This is a genomic window from Dysgonomonas sp. GY75 (assembly GCF_015234155.1).
GTDB lineage: Bacteria > Bacteroidota > Bacteroidia > Bacteroidales > Dysgonomonadaceae > Dysgonomonas > Dysgonomonas gadei.
Map to the genome: position 1 here is coordinate 25,430 of NZ_JADCLQ010000040.1, position 24,105 is coordinate 49,534.

Below are 24,105 nucleotides of genomic sequence, written 5' to 3' on the forward strand. Positions count from 1 at the left end.
TTTTTTATTCGTGATTTTAAACACTAAGAACAAAAACAGACGACATTTGTTCAATCTATAAAATCAAACAGCATATAGAACAAACTAATAACAATATAAAATAATGTCATTAAAGAGAATTACATCGCATCAGGCCAAAGAAAAGTTATCCAAACCCGGCACAATACTGGTAGATATAAGAGATAAAGAAAGCTTCCGCAACGGGCATGTAGAGGGAGCAACACATCTTACCCAAGAAAGCCTTCCTCTCTTTCTAAACTCAGTGAATAAAACCGCCCCGATATTGGTCATGTGCTATCATGGAAATAGCAGCCAGATAGTAGCCAGCTTCCTTACAGAACAAGGATTCGAAGATGTATACAGTATAGACGGCGGATATGAAGGATGGGTATAATTCCTATTCCATTTCACTCTGACCGCCAGACAATATAAGATATATTCCAGAGTTCTTCCGATTGGGTTATTCCGTATTCAGTTTTCTTATGTTCTTTATCGTAGTACCATCCAAATGCAGTATTGCTGCCTACCAGATATATCGCATCGGTTACCCCGATATCGACCAGTGCCTGAGCAAAATCATGGAATGACTCGGCGCTACGGCTTTCTACCATTATCACCTTCCCTGAGCGTGTAGCTAATGCCCTGCGAACAGACTTGTTCTTCGGATTATTTTCCACTAGTACCCCATCATCTACCAATGGATATTGCCGGAAGAAATAACCTTTGGACTCAATTGCTTTTTGCAACAATGGTGTATTATCAGAAACCCCGATAATAACTTCGCCGTCAATGACCGCACAAAATCCGGTTTTGGCAACTCCTCTCGATAATTTTTCACCGGCAAGGACAAAATCGCCTACTATCTCATAATTATCACCCCTGATATCGGCAGCCTGTGTGATGAATACAATCGTTGAATCGGATTTATCCGGCATGCCTACAGATAATGACAGTGTTGCATGATGTGGTACGTAAACAAACATAGGCACGTCATTAACCGTCTCTTCCAATATCTCTACATAGCCCTTTATTGTATCGCCGGGGATAGCCTTTATCGTATCGGAAGTTACACCAGCCGTATACACAGCCTCTTCAATTTCAGGCTCGAAGTAATAGTCAGCAGTCGGTTTCCGCAATAGCAATATCAACAATATCGCTATAATAGCCACCACTATACAAGCCACAGCTATCAGCCACCACCTATTTTTGGAAGCGGACTTTTTATCCCTACTTTCTTTTGAGCCAAGAAAGTAGACTTCATTTTCCGTTTTTATATCTTTCTTGCTCATTATTCTATCCTCCTGTCCTTTAGACTTTCTTCCAATACTGTCTTCAACGCTTTCAATGCTTCTTTTGATGCAGAGAGGGCAAATTTATGGGGAAAACTGATATCCGAAAGGACAATCTGCTGTTTGGATACATTCACATAATAGATATATTGCGCATTTATAATCAAGCTTTTACCCAGACGAATAAAAGTACCGGCATCATTATCCAGCTGTTGCTCAATAACCTTTTCGAAAGTACCCAGATTGAACGAAAACAGATGTTCTTCCTTATTGACCAACACCATAGTGGAATAATTCCCGTCGGAGGATATATAGACAATCCTCTCGGGAGAAACCCTCACCAAGTCGTTACTGTTTGCCAATACAAGATATCTCAACATTACCTCATTAATTTAATACAAAAATAGATTATTCTTTATACAATCCGCTATCCCAAGGTATTTTATGTATTAAACAGGCTTTCTATTGTATGAAATATGTATGTCAAAGAACGAAATAGAACCGATCATCTTTAATAAAGATTTATTTATGTTCATTTTGGCATTGTCCAAAACGAACCAAAAGGCTAGCGCTTCATTCCTCGGCGACCCAAAACCGCCTCGATGGCTGAATCAAATAAATGGGCTATCGCCCCATTTGATTCTCCGCCATCTTTACCGGATTGGGTACCCCGCCTGCGGAACTAATGCACAGATGCTGACGCACTAATAGTGCAAAGCCCTTAAAAATTTTCAACTCTCAATTCTCAACTGTCAACTAATTCACTTTACTATCACTTCTATCCTTCCCGCCTGCAAACCTTTCGCCTTTGCTTCAAAGATCATCTTTCCGGCTTTTTCACCCGATTGTACTATCGAAGTCAACTGTCCGTTAAAGGCCTGCATCCGAGGCAAATAAAAGAGTTCGAGGGAAGTAGGATCTCCGTTTGCTGATGCTTTGTAGCTACCATTGCCCGTTACGGAGAAAGTTATCTGACGCTGATCATCAGGGCATAGATTACCGTCTTTATCTACTATTCTCACATTTATATATGCCAGATCTTTACCGTCAGAAGCTAACTGCATTCTGTCGGCTACAAGTTCTATATGATGAGGCTTACCTGCCGTACGCACAATCTTTTCTTCTGCGATTTTACCCTGCGCATCATATGCAACTACTTTCACTTCACCCGGTTCGTATATGGCATCCATCCACATCAGGCGGTAGCGGTTCTGCACCGTAGTATTATTTTTACTTTGTTTTCCATAGCTTTTACCATTGATAAAAAGTTCGGCTGACGGATAGCTCGTATAAACGAATACAGGAGTTTTCTCTCCTTCACGCCCTTTCCAGTTCCAGTGAGGCAGGATATGCAACGTGCTCTCATTCTTATTCCACAGGCTACGATACAGGTAATACCTGTCCTTAGGAATACTTGCCAGATCTATGATACCAAACATAGAACTATGATTCGGCCATGCATCCGTATCATAAGGAGAAGGTTCACCCAGATAATCGAATCCTGTCCATACGAATTGTCCCATAGTCCATTCATAATCGTCTGCCAATGCAAAATCATCATCGGGCAGATTTGACCATGCGCAATATTCGAAATCGTAAGATGAAGACTGGTGATCATCATATACGGCATCCGCTTTTTTCTCAACAGGGAATTTATATACTCCCCGCGAACTTACTGTTGATGATGTCTCAGCTCCAAGCACCAGATTTTGAGGCAGTTTTTCGTAACCTTCCAGATAACGATGAGCACGGTAATTGAATCCCGGAACATCCAGCATAGCTGCAAAACCGTTATTCAACACGCAACTAATCTGGTCCATTCCACAAGTAACAGGACGGGTAGGATCTTCACGATGGCAGATATCCTGCAAGAAAGAAGCCACCTTGTATCCCTGGTCACTGCACTGGGTAGGCACCTCATTACCAATACTCCACATTACCACACTGGCATTGTTGCGGTAATTGCGCAGCATATTTACCATATCCTTCTCTGCCCATTCGTCAAAAAAACGGTGATAGCCATTCTTGCACTTGGCGATGTCCCATTCGTCGAATGGTTCTATCATCATCATAAAGCCCATCTCATCACACAGGGCAACCAGTTCCGGCGCAGGCATATTATGTGCCGTGCGTATAGCATCACACCCCATATCTTTCAGCATAGTCAGCTGGCGACGCAATGCCGCTACATTAATAGCTGCTCCCAGAGGGCCGAGGTCGTGATGATTACAAACCCCTTGAAACTTACGTCTTTTACCATTCAGAAAAAATCCTTTGTCGGCAATCAGCTTTATATCCCTTATACCGAAACGTGTGGTATATTCGTCAATCTGTGTATCTTTTACATATACTTTCGATACTGCATTATATAGATATGGCGTCTCTGGTGACCACAGTTGTGGTTTATCCACAATAAGATTCTGCTCGAAAGGCTGGCCATGGTTTATCCTGAGGGTATTATCTTTTTTAGCAACGACATTTCCCAATGCATCTTTTATTTCGGTAACTATCCGTACATCCGCGTTATCCGAATTGCTGATTTCGGTTTTCAGCTTTACCGAAGCATATTCTTCCGAGACAAAAGGTGTAGTAATATAAGTACCCCATACAGGTACATGTATTTCTTCGGTCACTACTACATGTACATTTCGGTAAAGGCCTGCACCCGGATACCAACGCGACGACTGCGGTTTGTTTTCGAGCCGGACTGCCAGTATATTATTTTCACCGTTAGTATTCAGCAAATCCGTTACATCGCAATGAAAAGAGTTGTAACCAAAAGGCCAGAAACAGGCTTCTTTTCCGTTTACATACACACGCGCTTCACTCATAGCTCCATCGAAAAGCAGGCTGACACGCTTTTTTCCTTTCTCGAAACCGTTTACATTAAAAGAATTTCGGTACCAACCAATACCGACATAGGGTAATCCTCCGGTACGTCCGGTTTTTACAGTCGCTACTTTTTCCCCGTTCTGGGTAACCGCCACTTCCTGTAAATCGTGTTCGCGGTCGAAAGGTCCGAATATAGCCCAATCGTGGGGAACAGTTACCGACTCCCAGTTTTTATCATCAAAACCTGTTTTGACAGCATCCGGATAATCGCCTTTGCTGAATTTCCAATTCTTTTCTAATAAGAACTCTACTCTTTTTGTCTGCGACTGAATGGTGGCATTGCAACAAAACAGTATGGCTAAAATAAAAGTTATAAATTTTCTTTTCATTATAAAATTTAATCAGTTTCATTTTTAATTTTCAAAAGGTAACAAAAGTAACACGAAAAGCAATTAAGAATTAAGAATGAATAATTAGCTTTTATCAATCAACAGATCCAATGACTTATTACTTAAAACTTACGACTTGTTAAAAGGTAACAATTGTAACACCTTTTGTATCTTTATTCACCTGTCACTTTTATAGGTACAAGACCTGCCCCTAAATAAAATCCCAAAAGGTAATAAAAGTAACACATTTTACATATTTCTATCCTGTTACTTTTTTGTCCTCCCTCATTCCTATTCTCATTTTCAATTTCTTGCTTTTTATTCTCTTTGTAAGTCGGGGATTGAGGGGGCTCGTTCACCTTTTCAAAGAGCAATAAGCTGACAGTCTTTAGCTGTCAGCTTATAGTATAGATAAATATTATCTGAATGCATCCAAAGCAACCGTAGGTTTTCCCGAATCGTCAAAAGCACCGAGTGTATACGCATTCCAACTACCATACGCCTGCGGTTCCCAATAGAATACACCTAAGCCTTTGCCGTCTGGTAATGATTTTGTTTTTTCTATCAAATCGGTCAGAAAGGCTTTTGATGCTTCCGCTTCATCCCAGCTCATTCCTACTTCACAAAGCATTATTTCCGAACCATAACGCTCTATCATATCTTTCATATTGGCAAGGCAATCGTTGTTCATGGTCTTCCAATCATCGGCAGACGGATATAAGGACATGCCTATTACATCCCATTTTCCATTGTTACTTTTCAATCCGTCGAACAACCAACGGAACAATCCGTTATCCTGCCCGTTTTGCAGATGAACAATCACTTTCGCATCAGGAAAAACTGCCTTGACCGCATCATAGCCTGCATTATTAAGATCAGCATAGTTTTTCATATTGTCTTCTGCTTTTCCATCATCCCATAACATCCCGTTGCCTGTCTCATTACCCACCTGTACCCATTCAGGAGTGATACCATTTGTTTTCAACACATTCAACACTTCTTTCGTATGATTCGCTACGGCATTTTTCAACTCTGTAAAACTCAGGTTAGTCCATGCCGCCGGCTTCACTTGTTTCGATGGATCTGCCCAGGTATCGCTGTAATGGAAATCTACCATAATACGCATACCAAGATTTTTAGCCCGATATGCTTTCACCAACAAATCTTCGGTATTGCACCATCCGTCTACAGGGTCTACCCATATACGCAGGCGGACAGAGTTCGTCCCAAGACTTCTCAACAGCCTTATACCTTCCATTTCAGCCCCTGCTGCATTGTAGAATTTCTTTCCCGATGCTTCCATCTGGGTTATCCAACTCACATCAGCCCCTTTGGCAAAAGTTCCGGATGATAAGTCAGGATTGGTTGCACTGTTATCATCATCCTCGCTACAGGAAATAAACCCGAGGGAAACAATGAATGAAAGCGCTATAATCAAATGTTTTATATATAATTTCATACTATAATTTTGTTTTTAATGGATTAATCATTCGATTGTATACGTATACTTCTCAGGATTGCTCAGATTCATTGTAATGGTATAAGTACCCGGCGTGGCAATTTCTATATTCGCTCCGCCCAGAGTAATCTCTCCGTTACTGCCTCCGTATTTCGAATTCCAGTCGTTATTGGCAATTATCTGAATACCATACAATGTGTTCGAGATATTACAAGTCACTTTCCATACTTGATTTACAGCATCGTAAGTCATCACATCAGTAGCAAGGCTCCATGCATTGAACTCTCCGGTAACGGCAAAGGCAGTAATTTTCGTCTTACTCCATTTCATCGTATTGGTATTCGCTTTCAGAAGGAAATATCCGTCCTCTTCGAACCATATGTTCCACTGGTCGCTGCTATCATCCAATGTGTATAAATCATTCGGATTGGAACCATAAGTTACACCCGAAGTACTGCTCATTTCGGTCGTAAATTTAAAGTTATTCCATGCCTTAGCATTTACAAATCCTTCATATTCGCCATTTCCATTGCGTGAGCATAAGCGTGTTGTGTATTTATCCCATCCGCCGCTCAGGTCGCCCGGCATATATAAGAATGCTATTTCTTCGTAAGGGGTCACAGTCACTTCCACCACATTACTGTAAAGAGGATCCACATTAGCCGCAATAGTAGACTTCAGGCGTACATAAAGTTTTGCAGCCTGCGCTGTTTCCAAGCCCATACTCAGGGCCAGCGAATTCAAAGCCTTGCCTGTATAGGATTTCGCACTGGCAGTTTCCACCACATCTTTTGCACTGGCAAATGAACTCTGTGTATCGAACTGGAGTGTTGTCTTCAATGCATCGGCAGGAAGCCCGTACTTTTGCGAATATGTATTTGCTAACTCCCCTGCATTCCACATAAAGGATAAAACCAGTTTCCCGCTGTTATCATTCGTCAATACGACTTCCGATGCAGTCGCCCTCAATTCTCCTTCCTGAAAACCCGAAAGCACCACTTCATCTCCGTCACTATTACATGACACGGCCAGTATAGCCAGAAGGAACAGGAATATATATTTATTTATTGTTTTCATACTATTCTATATCTTAAAGATTAATACCCTTCGTTTTGTTTCAGATTAGGATTAGCTGCCAGATCGGCCGGAGGAAGCGGATACAAATTGAATTTGCTATCTGTCCCCGTACCATCCATTGTTCCACCTTTCCATTGCCACACATAAGACGAGCCTGTGAATTTTCCGAAACGGATAAGGTCGGTACGGCGGGTGCCTTCCCAATATAATTCACGTCCTCTTTCGGCCAGAATAAAATCGAGAGTCAGTTCATCTTCACTAACCTTTCCCGTCTCATTACCGTAAGCTCTTTTGCGTATCAGATTTATGTATTCAGCAGCAAGGCTCTTACTTCCACCCGTACCACCTCTTACTACAGCTTCGGCATACATCAGATACACATCAGCAAGACGTATTATCGGGAAATCGGTATCGACCAATCCTTCTGAAAAGTTTGAGCCGTTCTGTCCTGTCGATGTCTTATTAATGTATTTCACAATAGAATAGCCTTGAGTACCGATAGTAGGGTCTTCAATATCGAGACTCTGCCCATCAGTATAGAATGCTGCGCGTTTATCTGTCGCCCCTGTAATATCTTTGAAAAGTTTCACAAATTCCTTTCTGGTACGGATACTGCCCCAACCGGATTGCACTCCGTAATCGGTAGCTACCATAGAGCCTACTATAGGTCCGCAAACCAGATAGGTACTGCCACCCCATGTAGTGGTATGCTGTCCGTCGGCTTCTATAGGGAAGATAATTTCATTTGTGCGTAAATCGTTATCAGCATTGAACAGATTGGCATATGTATTTTCCAACGCATAACCTCCGTCTATTACTTTCTTGCTGTAAGTAATACATTCCGTATTCTTTTCGGTGCCTGTGTATACTTTAGCATTCAGATATAGTTTTGCTAATAACGACCAGGCTGCCGCACGGCTTACCCGCCCGTATTCGTTCTGCAATGGCAGAGGTAATTCTTCTTCTATGCCTTTCAACTCCGATTCCACATAACTGAACAGGTCTGCCCGTGTAATACGTGGAGGGAAGAATGCTCCCACAGGGTCCGACTCGGTTACAAAAGGTACATTTCCGTAAAAATCCAACGCATGATAATAAACCAAAGCTCTCAGGAAACGGGCTTCACTGCGGTAAACCTTTATCTGTTCCCTGTCGCTGTCGTTGAAACCTGATAGTTTATCATCGGTCGCATTGCGTAAAAATTCATTACAGATGGCCACAGTATAATAGATACGGTAATACATCGCCGAAGTCCATTCGTCCGAAGAATTCCATGTCATAAACTGGATACCGTTCAAAGCATCACCCCCACCCCATGTGTAAATGGCCTCATCGGTAGGTAGTTCCTGCAAATTGTAGAAAATACGCAGGTAGCCCCAATATGTTTTACCTCCGAGGTCGGTGTTCCCGTCCCCTTTTTCCTGTCCGGCAATAGCAAGGGATGCATATAGTTTTGCCAAAACGGATTTATAGCCTTCGGGTGTATTGTAAACCGTTTCGGGTGTAGCTTCTATTTTGGGTATCTGGTCGAGGTCGCCCAGACATGAGGTAAACAAACCTAGGGTCATCGACACCAAAAGAATGTATATATATTTTATCTTTTTCATTTTCGTAATTTTTAAGGTCGCAGACCTATTTATTATTTTTGTATGTATAGTAACAACAGTTAATTAAGACTGAAAAATATTTCATTATTTTTTTCGGTTACTTATAATTTATTAGAAATCAAGATTCAGACTTAAAGAGAATATTCTCGGACGAGGATAGAAGGAACTATCGAAACCATTTGTTATTTCAGGATCTACTCCATCGTATTTGGTAATAGTAAATACATTCTGGACCAAAGCACCTATTCTGAGGTTAGGGCCATTGAATACTTTCCCTACATTGTACCCTACCGAAATATTGTCCATTTTGAGGAATGATGCGTTTTGCACGTAATAATCGGAACGGAACTGGCGTGACTGGAATCCTGTATTCAGGAAGTCTCTCGACATATTATTGATTGCATACGGAATGTATTGCATCGTTTCCCATGCTCCTGCATTGGCTGCCATATTATTGTAAACATAGTTACCGAAACTCGCTCTCAAAGCAAAACCCAGCGACCAGTTCTTATATCTGAATTGTGAGTTGAATCCCAACAGGTAATCAGGCATCGGTGAATGGTAACGGTACAGGTCTTTTTCATTGATAACTCCATCATCGTTCAGGTCGGCATACATTCCTTCAATTGGTTTGCCTGCGTCATCATACACCTGTTTGTAGACATAGAACATATAAGGAGTATATCCTTCTGTCAGAATTTGTAGACCTTGCCCACCGACTTCAGGACCTGTATAAGATCCCGGAGAATTTTCGTTCTTAACCAATGACAGGTTTGTAATCTTCACTTTTTGGTATGTCGCATTAAAGCCGAGTGTCCAGGTTATATCTTTTGTGTCTATAGGAGTCGCGTTAATTGCAAACTCAAGACCGTTGCTTTCGATATTACCCACATTAGTGGTTGCTTTCTCGGCGAAGTTTGTACCTGCCGGAACTGATACTGTCGCCAGCAAATCCTTCGTTTTACGGTTATAGTAATCGAATGTACCATTGATGCGGTTATTGAGGAATCCGAAATCGAAGCCTGCATTATACGAATCTGTTGTTTCCCATTTCAAGTCAGCAACATAGGTCGACGGACGATAGAGGTGGTAATACTTATCCCCAAAACGGTATTGTGCATATTCGTTACTCAATGTATAAACAGGCAGGAATGAGTAGTTCCCGATACCATCCTGTTGGCCTGTCACCCCATAGCTTAAACGAAGTTTCAAATCGCTGATTACATTATTATCTCTCAGGAATGATTCCTGCGATATCCTCCACGCTAGTGCTACCGACGGGAAAGTTCCCCAACGGTTATCCGGATTGAAGCGGGACGATCCGTCGCGACGAACAGTTGCCGTCAGCATGTACCTGGAATCATAAGAATAATTCACACGCCCGTAGAACGATAATAAAACGTGAGTCTGATCCTGTGCAGGAGAGGTGCTTACCGTTTCGCCTGCAATGTTCTTATCTATAAATACGGGAGTTTTAGCTCTCCAGTGCTGGTAATCATAACCGGCAGTAGCGTCCAGATTGCTTTTTATGTTCTTAAAGAATTTCGAGTAATTCAGATAACTTGTAAACAGCTTGTTTGTTTTTTCCTGCGAATATTCATTATCCGTACCACCAATCTGATATACATTGGCAGCCTCAGCAGGAATATAGTTTGTACCTTCACCTTTGGCATAATCATAACCTAATGTCAGATGCGCTTTCAGTTCAGGCAGAAAATGAAATTTATAATCCACATCCATATTCCCGATACTGCGTTTCACTGTACTCTCATGTTGTTCCTGTTTCAATAAACCGACAGGATTGAGCAATGCTCCTGTTGCGGGAACACCTGCATTGTCGAGGCTTTCGTAATATCCTCCGAAATTTGAATTACCGGAATAAACAGGCTGGGTAGGATTAAAAACCGTCGCATTCCAGATAGCATCGGTATTGGCAAAGCTGTTTTTATTTATCGAGCCTTTCAGGTTGAAGTCAAATTTTAAGTGATTGTCGAAAAAAGTAGGACTTACAACGATACTTCCGGTATAACGTTTTGCATTATCGGTTTTCAAAATACCTTCCTGGTTATAGTAACCTGCCGACACCCTGAACGGAACTGTTTTGGAGAAGTTTCCGGCTACGCTCAGGTTATTATCCGTACCAACTGCCGTTTGATATATCTCATCATTCCAATTTGTATTGGACTCACCTAATAAGGCCTTCTGCTGGTCATTGCCTTTGCTGGTTATCAGATCACGGAACTCCTGAGCAGAAAGGGTTTCTGCTACTTTTGTCTTATTCTGCAAAGAGAATGTAGTATTAAAACTAATTTTCAATTTGTCGGAACTTCCTTTTTTAGTAGTGATAATGATTACCCCGTTCGAAGCCCTTGAGCCATAAATGGCTGTGGAAGAAGCATCCTTCAACACTGTCATACTCTCTATATCATTCGGATTGATAAGACTCAAGAAGTTATTGCTGTTACCGCTGATACCTCCGCTTTCCAAAGGCACACCGTCAAGAACGATTAACGGATCGTTACTCGCATTTAGTGATGCTCCCCCACGGATACGGATAGTGCTTCCCGATGTAGGCGAACCATTATTCGACATAATCTGCACTCCGGCGACCTTTCCGTTTATCAGTTGTTCGGGAGAACCGATAAGCCCCTGGTTAAAGTCTTTACTACTCACACTGGATACTGTTCCAGTCAGGTCTTTTTTCAGCTGCGTACCATAGCCTATTACAACGACTTCGGTCATTAGCTGCGCTTTGGGTTCCAGCTTTATGTTTACAACCCGGTTGTCAGTAACCATAACTATTTGTGTTTCATATCCGAGAAAAGAGAATTCCAGTTGGTTGCGCCCTTCCGGCAGATCAATCGAGTATTTACCATCTATATCGGTGGTAGTACCTAATGTGGTTTCCGAAACTTTCACAACGGCTCCGATAACCGGCTCGTTTGTTTCGTCTACTACTGTTCCCGTAATCGTCTTTGACTGTGCCGCAGCCATCAGGGGCGCGAGCAACAATAAAGCCAAAGCCATTACGAAGCGGAAATAAGTAAATTTCTTACAACTATCGTATTTTTTCATGGTTTTAAATATTTAATAAGGTGATTATTTCGTTTGTTCATATTCTAATTTATTTTTCATTCCAGCCATACACTGCCTAAATCTAAGGTCGCATCATTTATTATATCATCTACGGTTGACATTTCTAACATCTCTATTTTTTCTGTAGCGAATGGTATCTGTATGTCAGGCTCGAAATATCTCTCGAGAAAAGTCGGATACGGGGATGGCAACAGAGCCGTCTTCACCTGTCGCAAGTCTGATAAGGAAACTTTGTAAAGTCCGTCTTTATCGAGATTTACTACCGCAGTATAAGTAAATCCGTCGGAGGTAACAAAACCCACATTCAACTTATTGATCCCTTTTGTATTTTTCAGATTGACACATAGGTATTTTGATTTTTCCAGCCTATCTTTCCTTTTACTGACATAATCCCTGATATATTTTCTCCAAAAGAAGCGGGCATCTGCATCCGTTACCTTAAATCTGAATTTCAAAGAGTTCGCGCTTGTTAAATCTGTTACAAAGTTTCGTAATACATAAGACGTTTCCGGAATGCCATATGCCTCTACATCGCTGTATTCGTCCGTTATCTTTAGCAATACCAAAGGGTCTTCAGCTCTTACAACCGCACTCTCCCAGTATTCAGAACAGGTATAGTCCCAATCCAAGGGATTGCCTTCCGTTTTAGCAGGGTAAGTATAATTCTTATTATCCTTGCATACTATTATATTATACCTGAAAAGCCCTTCATTTATCATATCGGCAGGTATTTCCGCTCCGTAAGTATACCCATGTATACGTTTCATTTTCACAGACGGGTTCTTATCCGACCAGAAAGAAACTTTGTCTGTATAAATAATGACCGAATCGGGAAACGACGGTCCTACGATCTGTGCTTCTACCGGTAAAGGCTTGCCGCTTTCAATTACCTTTGCAGGCTGATGTACTACTGAAAATGTTTTTGCATGAGCCTCCGGCGCAACAAACTCCCCCAGCAGGATATCATTCCATCTGGTGTTTTTACCCCATTCGGCACTTGGGGTATAGCTTGCATTTTTCAGAAGATAGACGCCCGGTTTTACAGAAATGCCCGCACCCTTTGATAAACCATTATAAGCATTCCCATCATTGATAGCTGTGACAGTGAAATTCTCACCTAAACCGGGCAACCTAACTTCCATAGCCCATGTATTCCATGCGATAGTAACCACCTCTTTTTTCAGAGACGGCTTACTGAACGGATCTTCTATCTGCACGGCATCGGGCATAACCTCCAATCTCCATAACCCATTTTCCAGCTTGTCCAGAAAATAAGCGCCTGTACCTTCATATTTTACTATTGGTGAACTTCCGCAACCTGCTACCGACTGTAACTGTTCTGGCATAACAGGTGAAGATGCCGTATTATTCGAATAAAAGAACTTGTCCGTACTGTTCAACTCACTTAGATCCTGTGCATAGCTGACATGAAAATCGGTGAATACCGTATCATTCGGATATTTTGCATATTTCTGATACATCGGCACCTTATACGCCACTTCCGCTGCAATCTTCATACTGATTGCCTTATTCGGGGTATATGCCAGATTAAGGAAATGAGTCTGATATTCGGTATTTGCCCATGCTATATCGATAGGATCATAAGCAAACTGGGTAATCCACTGGAATCCCTGCGTGCGGAATGCGCGGGTCATTGCCGGGTACATATAAGAATAAGTGATGTCGGCAGGATCGTATTCATAGACGGCTTTCGCTTTTGTATCGAAGCCTTTCACATTAAAGAACGGTATGCCATAATCATCCACATACGGCAGAAAATTACCTTTGCGCGTATGTCCTGCAACCAGCCCGATAGGATACCACTGGTAGGTAGTACCCTGGATAGCTGTATTGAAATAGGCCTGTACATGCCCCAGATTGTGGCTCACATTATAAAACACAGGCTTATTGTTGCCTGCCTTTTTAATAGCAGACAGCATCCTGTTAATGTAGCTTTCGGTCTGCTGCGGAGTATCTGCATGGCAAGGTTCGTTATTTATTTCAAAGCCTACAATATACGGGTCGTCTTTATAAGATAGGCGTGTATAAGGATTTACATGTTTTACAAAACTATTTATATAATTTTCTTGAGCAACAATAGCTTCTTCAGTACTATGTATCTTACATTTATCATACAGATAAGAAAATGCCCCTGTATTCTGATTCCTTTCGGGATAACCATTTCCGAAATTTGTCATTGTTGTAATCAATACGCGTATATTGCGTTCCCTCAGCTTTGCTATCAGATAGTCCAGCAGGTCGAGATGATCGTTCTCTATCAGATTGCCTTTTGCATCGGATATTTCCACATCCCATACATGGATACGGTAAGCATTGAAACCTAGTCGCGCGAAATGGTATACATCCCTGTCGATGGCTTCTTTATGATTCTTCCCTATATAATTGACTGCACGGTAAGCATGGGCAAAAGGCATTGTATAATTTACCCCGTAGAAAGAAGCTTCCTGACGGGTATCCGACCAGCGCATCACACCGCTTTTGTCTATATAAATTGTAGGAATATCTGCTTTCTTCTGAGCGAAAACAGATAAAGAGAACAGCAAGCTGCATAGTGTTGTGAAAAGTAATCTCATGGTATTTATATTTAACTGTTTTTCCTTTTAAGGACAACAGCAAATTTATACCCAATGAATGATTTACACTATGCACAAATTAGACAGATGAGAACACAAACAGGACAATGGAAGAGTTTAACTTATTCCGAACAAATCAGTAAACACCTACAAATAAACACGTTAACTTTCACTCTCCATAAACTCGCGCGGGGTTTTTCCAAATTCAGCCTGAAAGCTTTTCGAAAAATACGAACGGTTAGAGAATCCGACCATATACATCACCTCAGCAATGGAAAACTTATTTTGGGAAAGGAGCATCGCTGCTTTTTTCAAACGTACCGAGCGTATAAACTCAACAGGCGAGAGTCCGGTCAATTGTTTTATTTTGCGATAAATCTGTTTGGATCCGACACCCGAAATATCACTGAGCGCATTTACGTTCAGATCGGGGTCAGCAATCTTATCTTCTATAATCGTTGTTATCTCGGAGAGGAACTTCTCATCGGGAGATGTAGCTTCTATTGCTTTCGGGGCAGCTATAGTTTCTATCCGCAGTTTGTCTTCCAGCTGTTGCTTACTCTTCAACAATTGTTCGATACGGGACAAAAGGATTTCAGGATCGAATGGCTTGGATATGAATGCATCTACATTCAGATTTATACTTTCCAGCTCGGTGGTCTTATCATCTTTAGCTGTAAGCAAGATAATAGGTATCGTAGAAGTCGGTATATTCCTGCGTATACGGCGGCTCATTTCCAATCCGTCCATCACAGGCATCATGATGTCGGCTACTATCAGAGAGGGATTAAGATTTAAAGCCATTTCCAGTCCCATTTTACCATTATGAGCCACTTCATACCTGTATTTGGACACGAGTGTCTGACATATGAAATCCGCTATTTCGGGATTATCATCGACAACCAATACAAGCGGCTTATTCCCATTATTATTTGCATCTCTTCTTTGAGATACAATATCTGCTTCAGCCTCATTGTCGTCCAGAGGCAGAGTAATAACAATCCGGGTTCCCTTATCTTCTTCAGACGAAACAGTAACCGCGCCTCCGTGCTGTTCGCTGTATGTCTTTGCCAGATAAAGGCCGATGCCTGTCCCCTCCTTCTCTTTCGAAGTTTTTGATGACTGGTAAAAACGTTCGAATATATAAGGAATATCCCGCTGAGGTATACCTATACCTGTATCCGAAACAGTTATTTCCAATATTTTGTCCGTATCGTTTGCTACGAGATTAAAGTTTACGTCTCCATTTTCTCTGGTATATTTGCAGGCATTGACTATAAGGTTATTCAGTACCGATTCTATTTTCAATACATCTATATTTATATGGATTTTCTCTCTATTGGTATGAAATGAGAACTTCAGATTCTTCTCTTTATACCCTTCTTCATAAACCGAGTACAGGCTCCGGGCAAATTCCACGAACTCGACTCTCGATAATATCAGGTTTGCATTCGTATTACTATCTATCCTGTTAAAATCAAGGACCTGACGGATGAGAGAGTTCAATTTTAAAGCATTTCGCTGTACCGCTTCAAGTTGTTTTTTCTTATACGGATCTTTTGTTTCCAACAAAAGACGGCTTACCGGAGCTATAATCAAGCTCAGCGGCGTCTTGAACTCATGCGATACATTCGTAAAAAAATCTATCTTGAGGTTAGATAATTCCAACGTCTTTTCCTTTTCTATCCGCTCTATTTTCAAATTGTTCCTCACCCTGAAAAAATTCATTATCCAAAGTAACAGGCATAATAATAAAAAAGCATAAATACATTTCGCCCAGACCGTATAATACCACGGCGGATTGATCTGAATGAAAAATGTATATATTTTATCTGATGGTTTGCCTGACGAGTCGAGCTTACTTATAATAAGGCTGTATTTTCCATACTCCAGGTTGGGATAAGTTATACGACCCGAATTTTGTTTCAGTATATTCCAGTCCTTGTCTATTCCTTCAAGCCTGTATACAAATTTACTCCCTTCCTCTTGCGAATACATCAAATCCGAAAACTCAAACCCCAGATTATTCTGCTTATAATTCAATTCTATTTTGTCCAGATAGCGGATACTATAACCTTTGTAGTCTATGCCGGACTGATATAACTTATCATTTACATACAAGGCCGTAAGTACAACTGGCAGATCGGGGCGTACTTCCTGTAACATGGCCGGTGAAAAAACAGCTAATTCATCGCTTCCGCCTAAATAAATCTTATCTGAGGATCTGTCGAAGAAGCCGCTGGTATAGGCTTTATTTGTTATATTCAAACGCTGCACATTATAGTTCTGCTTATTCAGTACCCATGCACCATCGCTTGTGGATATCCATATATGTTGTCCTTCTTCTACCAATGATAGTATTTCACTATTACTGAAAGCATCGAACTTAATGAAACGGGATTCATCGTTTTCGGGATTTATACGTACCAGCCCGCCCCGGAATCCTGCCCAGATAAAGCCTTCATGGTCGCATATTATATAGTTCGGATTTTCATTATTGGTTCCCGATTCTATCGGGATCTTTGTCACGCTATTCAGTTTTGTATCTATCTTATTGATTCCATTGTTATAAAGCAATACCCAAACATTGCCTTTGTGGTCAGGCACAATCTGATTAATGAAATTACCTGACAATCCATTACGTGTAGAATAATTATAGTCCGCTACATAATTAGCGGATGGCGAAGACTGAATCAGTTTTTGTTTATCCACAACGAATATTCCACCCAGACAAGTTGCTATCCAAAGGTGGTCTTTATCATCTTCGAAGATATGATATGCCCAGTTGGAATTGAGCGTATGCGTACTGTCGACAATGCTGTAATGTATAAATTGCTTTTTGTCATAATCATACCGGTTGATGCTCCCATCTGTTGCCACCCAAAGGTTTTGCTCTTTATCTTCATAGATATGTCTGATACGATTGTGCGAAATAGGATAACGTCGGTCTCCCATCCTGTACCAGACAGAGTTTTCAGGGTTATTTGTAAAAGACAGGGATAAGATAAGGCCGTTGGTTCCCCCGAACCAGAAGTTATTACGCGAATCTCTAAATATGGCATGGAATCTGTTACCGTCGCCGATCCCTGTTATTTGAGAAATAGGAACAATCTGAAACACTTTGTTATAGCGCGATAAGGATATCCCATAATCGGTACCTAACCATATATTTTTCTCCCGATCTGCAAATATCCCCCACACGATATTATTGGATAAAGATTTTTCATTGCGGGAGTCATGAACCACATGTTGTATATCTTTTGTAGATTCACTGTATACATAAAGACCGTTATCTGTTCCCAAAAGCAGATTATTATTAGAATCTGTCTCAAGGGATTTAATAGAATTATCATGGAAAAAGCTGATCTCTTCTACTGTATTATACCCCGGCGTATATTTTAGTAATGCTCCTTCAGTGCCAATCCATATACATCCACGGGCGGTATCTTCTAATAATGAATTTACAAACTGATTATTTCGTTTTATATTGGCGGGCAAATTGATAATAATGAATTTATCTGTTGCCGGAATGTATTTACATAGTCCATTATAAGTACCGATATATAAATCGTTATCTTTTGTATTTATAATGGAATAGACTGTTCTGTGGGGAAGGCCGCTATTTTCTTTTTCGCTAAGGTTCTCGATCTGCTTTGTCTTAATATTGTATCTGTAAAGTCCATCAAGAGAACCAATCCATAAAATACCATTCTTTAATACCATAGCCCTTACATCAGGTGGAAACTTCAGATCGGTATTTTTATAACTATCGGTCTTGTAATTATAAAATAGTATGCCGTTATCAGTCCCCAGACATAAGTATGTATCATCGAGTACCAGAATACAATATATCTGCGTATTAGTCTTGCTGTCGAATGAAAAGTGTTGCTGGGCTGTGTATCCGTCATAACTGAAAAGCCCTTTATTAGAGCCTATCCATATCAGGCCTTGAGCATCCTGTGCAAAACAATTGATACTCGAGGCTTCCGAATTAAGATTGATATTGCTGAAAGTCTGATAGTTCACCTTTTGTCCCGTCACTAAAAGAGTGGACAGAAGGAATAGAAAAGTATATAGAAATCTAATATGTATCATCGTAATTTTCATACTATCCAGATACAAATATAAGATTTTAATAGCTTCTACAGTAAGTTTACAAATTTCTTATGCGTGTCCGGCAGGATATGCTACAAGTATTTTTTCTGAAATAGGATTAACAATTTCTATATTAAAAAACCGGAATTGGTAATCAGGGACAGCCGCTTTCAGCACAGGAGGTATTTCAAAAAAATCCTTTCCGGTATGATAGAGTGATATGAGCAGCACAGGCTTATCTCTTTTTATAGTTTCCAGTGCACCCTGAATAGATGAGTATTCGGCTCCTTCTATATCCATTTTTATCAGTCCCACATTACGGTCTCTGCATTCCTTATCAATAGTAGTAATATGTATAATCTCTTTTATAGCTGAAGCGCCGGCGATATAATCATTTGTTGTACAACTAGATAGCTGTTCCGGGTTTATATAAATATCAACTTTCTCTTCTTTATCTCCCAGACCTTTATTTACAACTATAATTTTATCTGCATTATTTTTCCGGACAGTTTCTTTTAGCTGCTCTGCATTCTTTCCGACAGGCTCATATGCAAAGATCCTTTCCGGATTATATTTTTTCAAAAGTAAGATAGAAGTATCCCCTAGGTATGCACCCACATCGAGAAAATCTTTCCCCTTAATATATTCATGCACATATCCGGGAAGATATTTCAAACCATAATCATGAATATACGTATGCTCCTGAAAAGAATCGCTTGGTAGAAAATAACTCAGCCCATCCAGATCTAAAGAATATCCGTCGCTCAGTTTTTTTGTTTTAGCTTGTATCAATTTTCTTTTCTCTATTATATCCTTCTGTCTTTCTGTCATATTCAAACAGCTGTATCCGGCAATGACCGATTTTAGTCTATTATCGATAAAAGATATTATTTCAACTTCATCTTCATGAGGATAATATATATTTGAATCAAAATTGACTTTCTGTGAGAAGCAATATCTGGCAAATTCTACTGCTAACGGATGCAAGGATTCTAAAGGAATATAATTCTCTTTTGACTTTCTTATACTCGCTTTTCTTTGGAGGTAAATCGAATACACAGGATTAAAAGGATGAAAAATTATACCTCTAAGCCATTGCGGAAAACGAAGCTTTATCTGATACAACCGATTACTCTCTTTTTGTTCGATACGACTGCTTTGCTGCTTCTCTTTTATCAGCGTTTCAATGCGCTGAACCAGATAGTTATTATCTATTATCATAAATACGTTTTTTCTAGAACAAAAGTAAGAAAAAAAGCATGCAACATCTGTATTTATTATAAAATATGGTAAACGCTCGAAAAATTGTAAGTTATAGCTATTTGCTTATTTTGCATTCATTGACTATATTTAGTTAAAAACTGACACATCTGACAGTTTTTTCATTGTTTTTATCTTGTGCATTTCATATTCATTAACTATATTTTGTTAAAAGGTAATAATCTTTTTATGTTACACTGAGAAGACACTGAATTTCACTGAAGCTTTTGTTAAAAGGTTACAAAGGTAACAACCCTTTCAGTCTTTTGTAGGGGCGGAATATTTTCCGCCCGAAATGACCTACGGGCGGAAAATATTCCGCCCCTACAGTTTTCTCAAAAGGTAACAAAGGTTACACTTATCACTCATTTGCTAATATACTAATATACTAATTTACAAATCTGCTAATCAAAATTTCAAAGAATACTATAAGCTAACAGCTAAAGGCTATCGGCTCTAACTACATAGATAAATTTATTCAAAAAAATAAATTTCAGGTTTGCCCTAATTATAAAAAAGGCTCTCAGATTATTTCAAATCCCAATTTTGATTTCAGACCAAAAAAAACTATCTTTGAACGAGTTTTGAAATAGCCAGGATCGCAAACCTATTTATACTTTGCGAAGCAAAGAAACAAGAAACAAGGTGCAATCCGAAATGTATCATTAAATTCTATCTTTTACTTAAAAATCAGATATTACACATGTTCCCCGAAGATATTATCGACGAACCAGAGAATTTAGAGAACGAAGAGCCCGTTATGGATGAAGAATCGGAAAATGACAGCAGTCATTCCGATTATAAAGTACCAGTAAAAGACTCGGGAGACAATCAACTGCATCTGTCAGGCATGTTCCAGAATTGGTTTCTGGATTATGCTTCTTATGTCATACTCGAACGTGCCGTACCGCATATTACCGACGGTCTGAAACCGGTTCAACGCCGCATTATGCATTCAATGAAACGCATGGATGACGGGCGTTACAACAAGGTGGCAAACATTATAGGACACACCATGCAGTTCCACCCGCATGGAGATGCATCTATCGGTGACGCCCTGGTACAGCTGGGACAAAAAGATCTACTCGTCGACTGTCAGGGAAACTGGGGAAATGTCTTTACCGGAGACGGTGCTGCCGCACCCCGTTATATAGAAGCCCGCCTTTCCAAATTTGCGTTGGAGGTACTCTTCAATCCTAAAACAACCGAATGGAAACCATCATATGACGGGCGTAATAAAGAACCGATTACCCTGCCCGTAAAATTCCCTTTATTGCTGGCGCAAGGAGCTGAGGGTATTGCCGTAGGTCTTTCTTCTAAAATACTTCCTCATAACTTCAACGAATTATGTGATGCCGCCGTAGCGCATCTGCAAGGAGAAGAATTCACTTTATATCCAGATTTTCAGACAGGGGGTTATATAGACGTAAGCAAATATAATGATGGAGAACGTGGCGGTTCGGTAAAAGTACGCGCCAAAATATCGAAACTAGACAACAAAACTCTTGTCATAAGCGATATTCCTTATGGAAGAACCTCTTCTTCTGTCGTAGAGTCTATTCTGAAGGCAAATGACAAAGGCAAGATAAAAATCCGTAAGGTAGACGATATTACCGCCCAGAATGTCGAAATCCATGTACACTTAGCTGCCGGCGTTTCGTCTGATAAAACAATAGACGCGCTATATGCATTTACCGATTGTGAGATAAGTATCTCTCCAAACTGCTGTGTGATTGAAGATAACAAGCCGTATTTCCTTACTGTAAGCAGAATACTCAGAGATACAACCGAGAATACCCGAAGGCTCCTCAAACTTGAACTGGAGATACAAAAGAGCGAACTGGAAGAAACACTTCATTTCTCCTCTCTCGAAAAAATATTTATCGAAGAGCGTATCTATAAAGATAAAGAATTTGAGAATGCGGTGAATATGGATGCAGCTGTTGAGCATATAGACAAGCGTTTGGCCAAATTTGCCAAATTGTTTATCCGGGAGGTAACCCGTGAAGACATCATGAAACTGATGGAAATCAGGATGGGACGCATCCTCAAGTTCAATTCCGACAAGGCGGATGAACTGATAGCCCGATACAAAGAAGAAATAGAAGAAATAAAGCACAATATCGAAAATATCACAGATTACACTATTTCATGGTATGTGATGTTGAAGGAAAAATACGGTAAGAATTATCCCCGTAAAACCGAAATACGGAGTTTCGATACCATTGAGGCCACAAAGGTTGTGGAAGCCAACGAAAAACTTTACATCAACCGCGAGGAAGGATTTATCGGTACGGCACTCAAGAAAGATGAATATGTATGCAATTGCTCCGACATCGACGACATCATTATTTTCTATAAAGACGGAAAGTATAAGATTGTAAAAGTCAGTGACAAAATGTTCGTCGGCAAAAACGTACTGTATCTTTATGTCTTCCGCCGTAACGACAATCGTACAATTTACAATGTGGTATACCGTCATGGAAAACATGGGCCCGATTATATCAAACGCTTTGCAGTAACCGGTATCACCCGTGATAAGGAGTACGATGTAACACAGGGAAAGGAAGGTTCACGGATTGTATATTTCAGCGCAAATCCTAATGGAGAGGCAGAAACAATACGTGTAATACTGAAACCGAAACCACGCCAGAAGATACTTGTTTTCGAAAAAGACTTCAGCGATATAGCCATCAAAGGACGCCAGTCGATGGGTAATATTCTGACAAAAGCCGAAGTACATAAAATATCATTAAAACAAAAAGGCGGCTCTACCCTCGGAGGACGTAAAGTATGGTTCGACCAAGACGTGCTGCGCCTTAATTATGACGGACGGGGCAAATTCCTCGGAGAGTTCCAAAGCGACGACCAGATACTCATTGTAAACCAAAATGGTGAATTTTACACTTCAAATTTCGATGTGACCAATCACTACGAAGCAGGTATTATCCGTATAGAAAAATTCGACGCGAATAAGATCTGGACAGCCGTACTGTTTGATGCTGATCAGCAGTTTATGTATCTGAAACGTTTTGTATTCGAGGCCTCAGCAAAGAAACAGAATTTCCTTGGAGAAAATCATGAATCGAAATTACATATACTGACCGACATTGTTTATCCTCGGATACAGGTTACATTCGGCGGTCGTGACAGTTATCGTGAAGCATTGGAAATAGATGCCGATGAATTCATTGCAGTAAAAGGCTTTAAAGCAAAAGGGAAACGCCTGTCGACATTCGAAATCGGAGAAATCAGGGAACTGGAACCGATCCGCTTCCCCGAAGTGGTAGAGGAAGAAGAAAAGAAATTTGAAGTACAAATAGATGACGACGATGACGAAATCGACAACCGACCTATATCAGATATCATAGATGAAATAACAGGGCAACAATCATTGTTTAAAGATGGAGATAAGGAGGGTGAAGAGTAAAATTATATGGATATTATCTTATTTACTTTTTTGCAGCAGTATATCTGCCCAAATAAAGGAAGACTCTCTAAAAGCTGTAGTGATTGAAGGTTATGCTCCACAGAAGAGAACGATAATTATCGATGACTCTAGTCTAAGTATACCAAAACCTCTTATCACCAACAACACCATCACTACATCCATTGGCTCTGCCAATATGTATGATACATACTTGTCTCCATTAGAATACAAAGGATTTTCCATACATCTGATGTATGAGCAAATGCGACACACCACATGGTTCAATTATAAATTCTATAAACAGCAGGTCTTTCAACTGGATTTTTCCAAAGGGGACAATCCGGCAAAGAACGCCACTGAATACTGGGCTTTGGCAAATTACCGTATCGGCGGGCATTACAGTCTGTATAATACCGATGCATTCCGCTTCGGTGTCGGCGGACTGTGGGACATCAATGCAGGCGTGCTTTATAATGAACGCAACGGGAATAATCCAGCCACAGCACGCGGATACACCAATCTGAACCTGTCGCTTACAGCATCCTATAAATTCAAATGGTTTGCAGTACGCTGGCAAATGGATACGCCCTTTATGGGCATGCTGTTCTCTCCCAGATACGGACAATCTTATTATGAGATTTCATTAGGAAACTCTGTCGGGGTAGTCAATTTCGCTTCATTACATAATCAGCGGGCATTGCGCAATTACCTGACAGTAGATGTACCAATACATAAATATACTATCCGCATAGGTTATCTTGGTTCGTGGTATCAGACGAAAGTACATGATATACAAACTCACCACTATACCAATAGTTTCGTAATCGGGTTTCCTATCGAGAGTGTGAAAAGACCAAGAGAGAAAGCTAAGAATAATTATTGGAACGGAGACTAAGCCCCCTCCCAACCTTCCGAAAGGGTGGTGAACAGAGTGGGTAATTTATAAATATAAACCAAAGGCCCCTCCTTTGGAGGGG

General features: G+C 40.5%; 13 protein-coding genes. 3 read left to right on the forward strand and 10 right to left on the reverse strand.

The window, feature by feature from the left end; all coding sequences use genetic code 11:
- Positions 1-103 precede the first annotated feature (103 nt).
- Positions 104-394, forward strand: coding sequence for a thiosulfate sulfurtransferase GlpE (gene glpE / locus IR083_RS16530; RefSeq protein ID WP_194225163.1), 291 nt, complete (start codon positions 104-106; stop codon positions 392-394).
- 13 nt (positions 395-407) lie between these two features.
- On the opposite strand, the gene IR083_RS16535 is transcribed toward glpE, so the two are convergent.
- From IR083_RS16535 to IR083_RS16585, 10 genes are all read right to left on the reverse strand, one after another.
- On the reverse strand, positions 408-1,289 hold the full coding sequence (locus IR083_RS16535; protein WP_194225164.1) for a hypothetical protein: 882 nt from the start codon (positions 1,287-1,289) through the stop codon (positions 408-410).
- Entirely contained in the window at positions 1,289-1,669 is a 381-nt protein-coding gene (locus IR083_RS16540; RefSeq protein ID WP_194225165.1) for a LytTR family DNA-binding domain-containing protein, read from the reverse strand. Before IR083_RS16540 ends, IR083_RS16535 begins: the two co-directional genes overlap by 1 nt.
- 381 nt (positions 1,670-2,050) lie before the next feature.
- Entirely contained in the window at positions 2,051-4,510 is a 2,460-nt protein-coding gene (locus IR083_RS16550) for a glycoside hydrolase family 2 TIM barrel-domain containing protein (RefSeq protein WP_194225167.1), read from the reverse strand.
- Positions 4,511-4,928: 418 nt separating this feature from the next.
- Complete coding sequence (locus IR083_RS16555; RefSeq protein ID WP_194225168.1) at positions 4,929-5,969, reverse strand: arabinogalactan endo-beta-1,4-galactanase; 1,041 nt, start codon at positions 5,967-5,969, stop codon at positions 4,929-4,931.
- 27 nt (positions 5,970-5,996) lie between these two features.
- Positions 5,997-7,046 (reverse strand): SusE domain-containing protein, encoded by a 1,050-nt coding sequence (locus IR083_RS16560; protein WP_194225169.1) that lies wholly within the window; start codon positions 7,044-7,046, stop codon positions 5,997-5,999.
- Positions 7,047-7,066: 20 nt separating this feature from the next.
- The gene (locus tag IR083_RS16565; protein ID WP_194225170.1) at positions 7,067-8,653 is read right to left on the reverse strand and encodes a RagB/SusD family nutrient uptake outer membrane protein; all 1,587 of its coding nucleotides are present in this window, start codon (positions 8,651-8,653) and stop codon (positions 7,067-7,069) included.
- 111 nt (positions 8,654-8,764) lie between these two features.
- Positions 8,765-11,680 carry a SusC/RagA family TonB-linked outer membrane protein gene (locus IR083_RS16570; protein ID WP_242052462.1) on the reverse strand — a complete coding sequence of 972 codons (2,916 nt, stop codon included), beginning with the start codon at positions 11,678-11,680 and terminating at the stop codon, positions 8,765-8,767.
- Positions 11,681-11,784: 104 nt separating this feature from the next.
- Positions 11,785-14,343: a cellulase family glycosylhydrolase gene (locus tag IR083_RS16575; RefSeq protein ID WP_194225172.1), complete on the reverse strand. Its 2,559-nt coding sequence runs from the start codon at positions 14,341-14,343 to the stop codon at positions 11,785-11,787.
- Between the two features lie 162 nt (positions 14,344-14,505).
- Positions 14,506-18,438 (reverse strand): two-component regulator propeller domain-containing protein, encoded by a 3,933-nt coding sequence (locus IR083_RS16580; protein WP_242052459.1) that lies wholly within the window; start codon positions 18,436-18,438, stop codon positions 14,506-14,508.
- Positions 18,439-18,507: 69 nt separating this feature from the next.
- Positions 18,508-19,659, reverse strand: coding sequence for an FkbM family methyltransferase (locus IR083_RS16585; RefSeq protein ID WP_194225174.1), 1,152 nt, complete (start codon positions 19,657-19,659; stop codon positions 18,508-18,510).
- 799 nt (positions 19,660-20,458) lie between these two features.
- On the opposite strand from IR083_RS16585, the gene IR083_RS16590 reads away from it, so the two are divergent.
- Both IR083_RS16590 and IR083_RS16595 read left to right on the forward strand, forming a co-directional pair.
- Complete coding sequence (locus IR083_RS16590; RefSeq protein WP_395858087.1) at positions 20,459-23,128, forward strand: DNA gyrase/topoisomerase IV subunit A; 2,670 nt, start codon at positions 20,459-20,461, stop codon at positions 23,126-23,128.
- The gene (locus IR083_RS16595; RefSeq protein WP_194225175.1) at positions 23,103-24,023 is read left to right on the forward strand and encodes a DUF3316 domain-containing protein; all 921 of its coding nucleotides are present in this window, start codon (positions 23,103-23,105) and stop codon (positions 24,021-24,023) included. Before IR083_RS16590 ends, IR083_RS16595 begins: the two co-directional genes overlap by 26 nt.
- Positions 24,024-24,105: the final 82 nt, after the last annotated feature.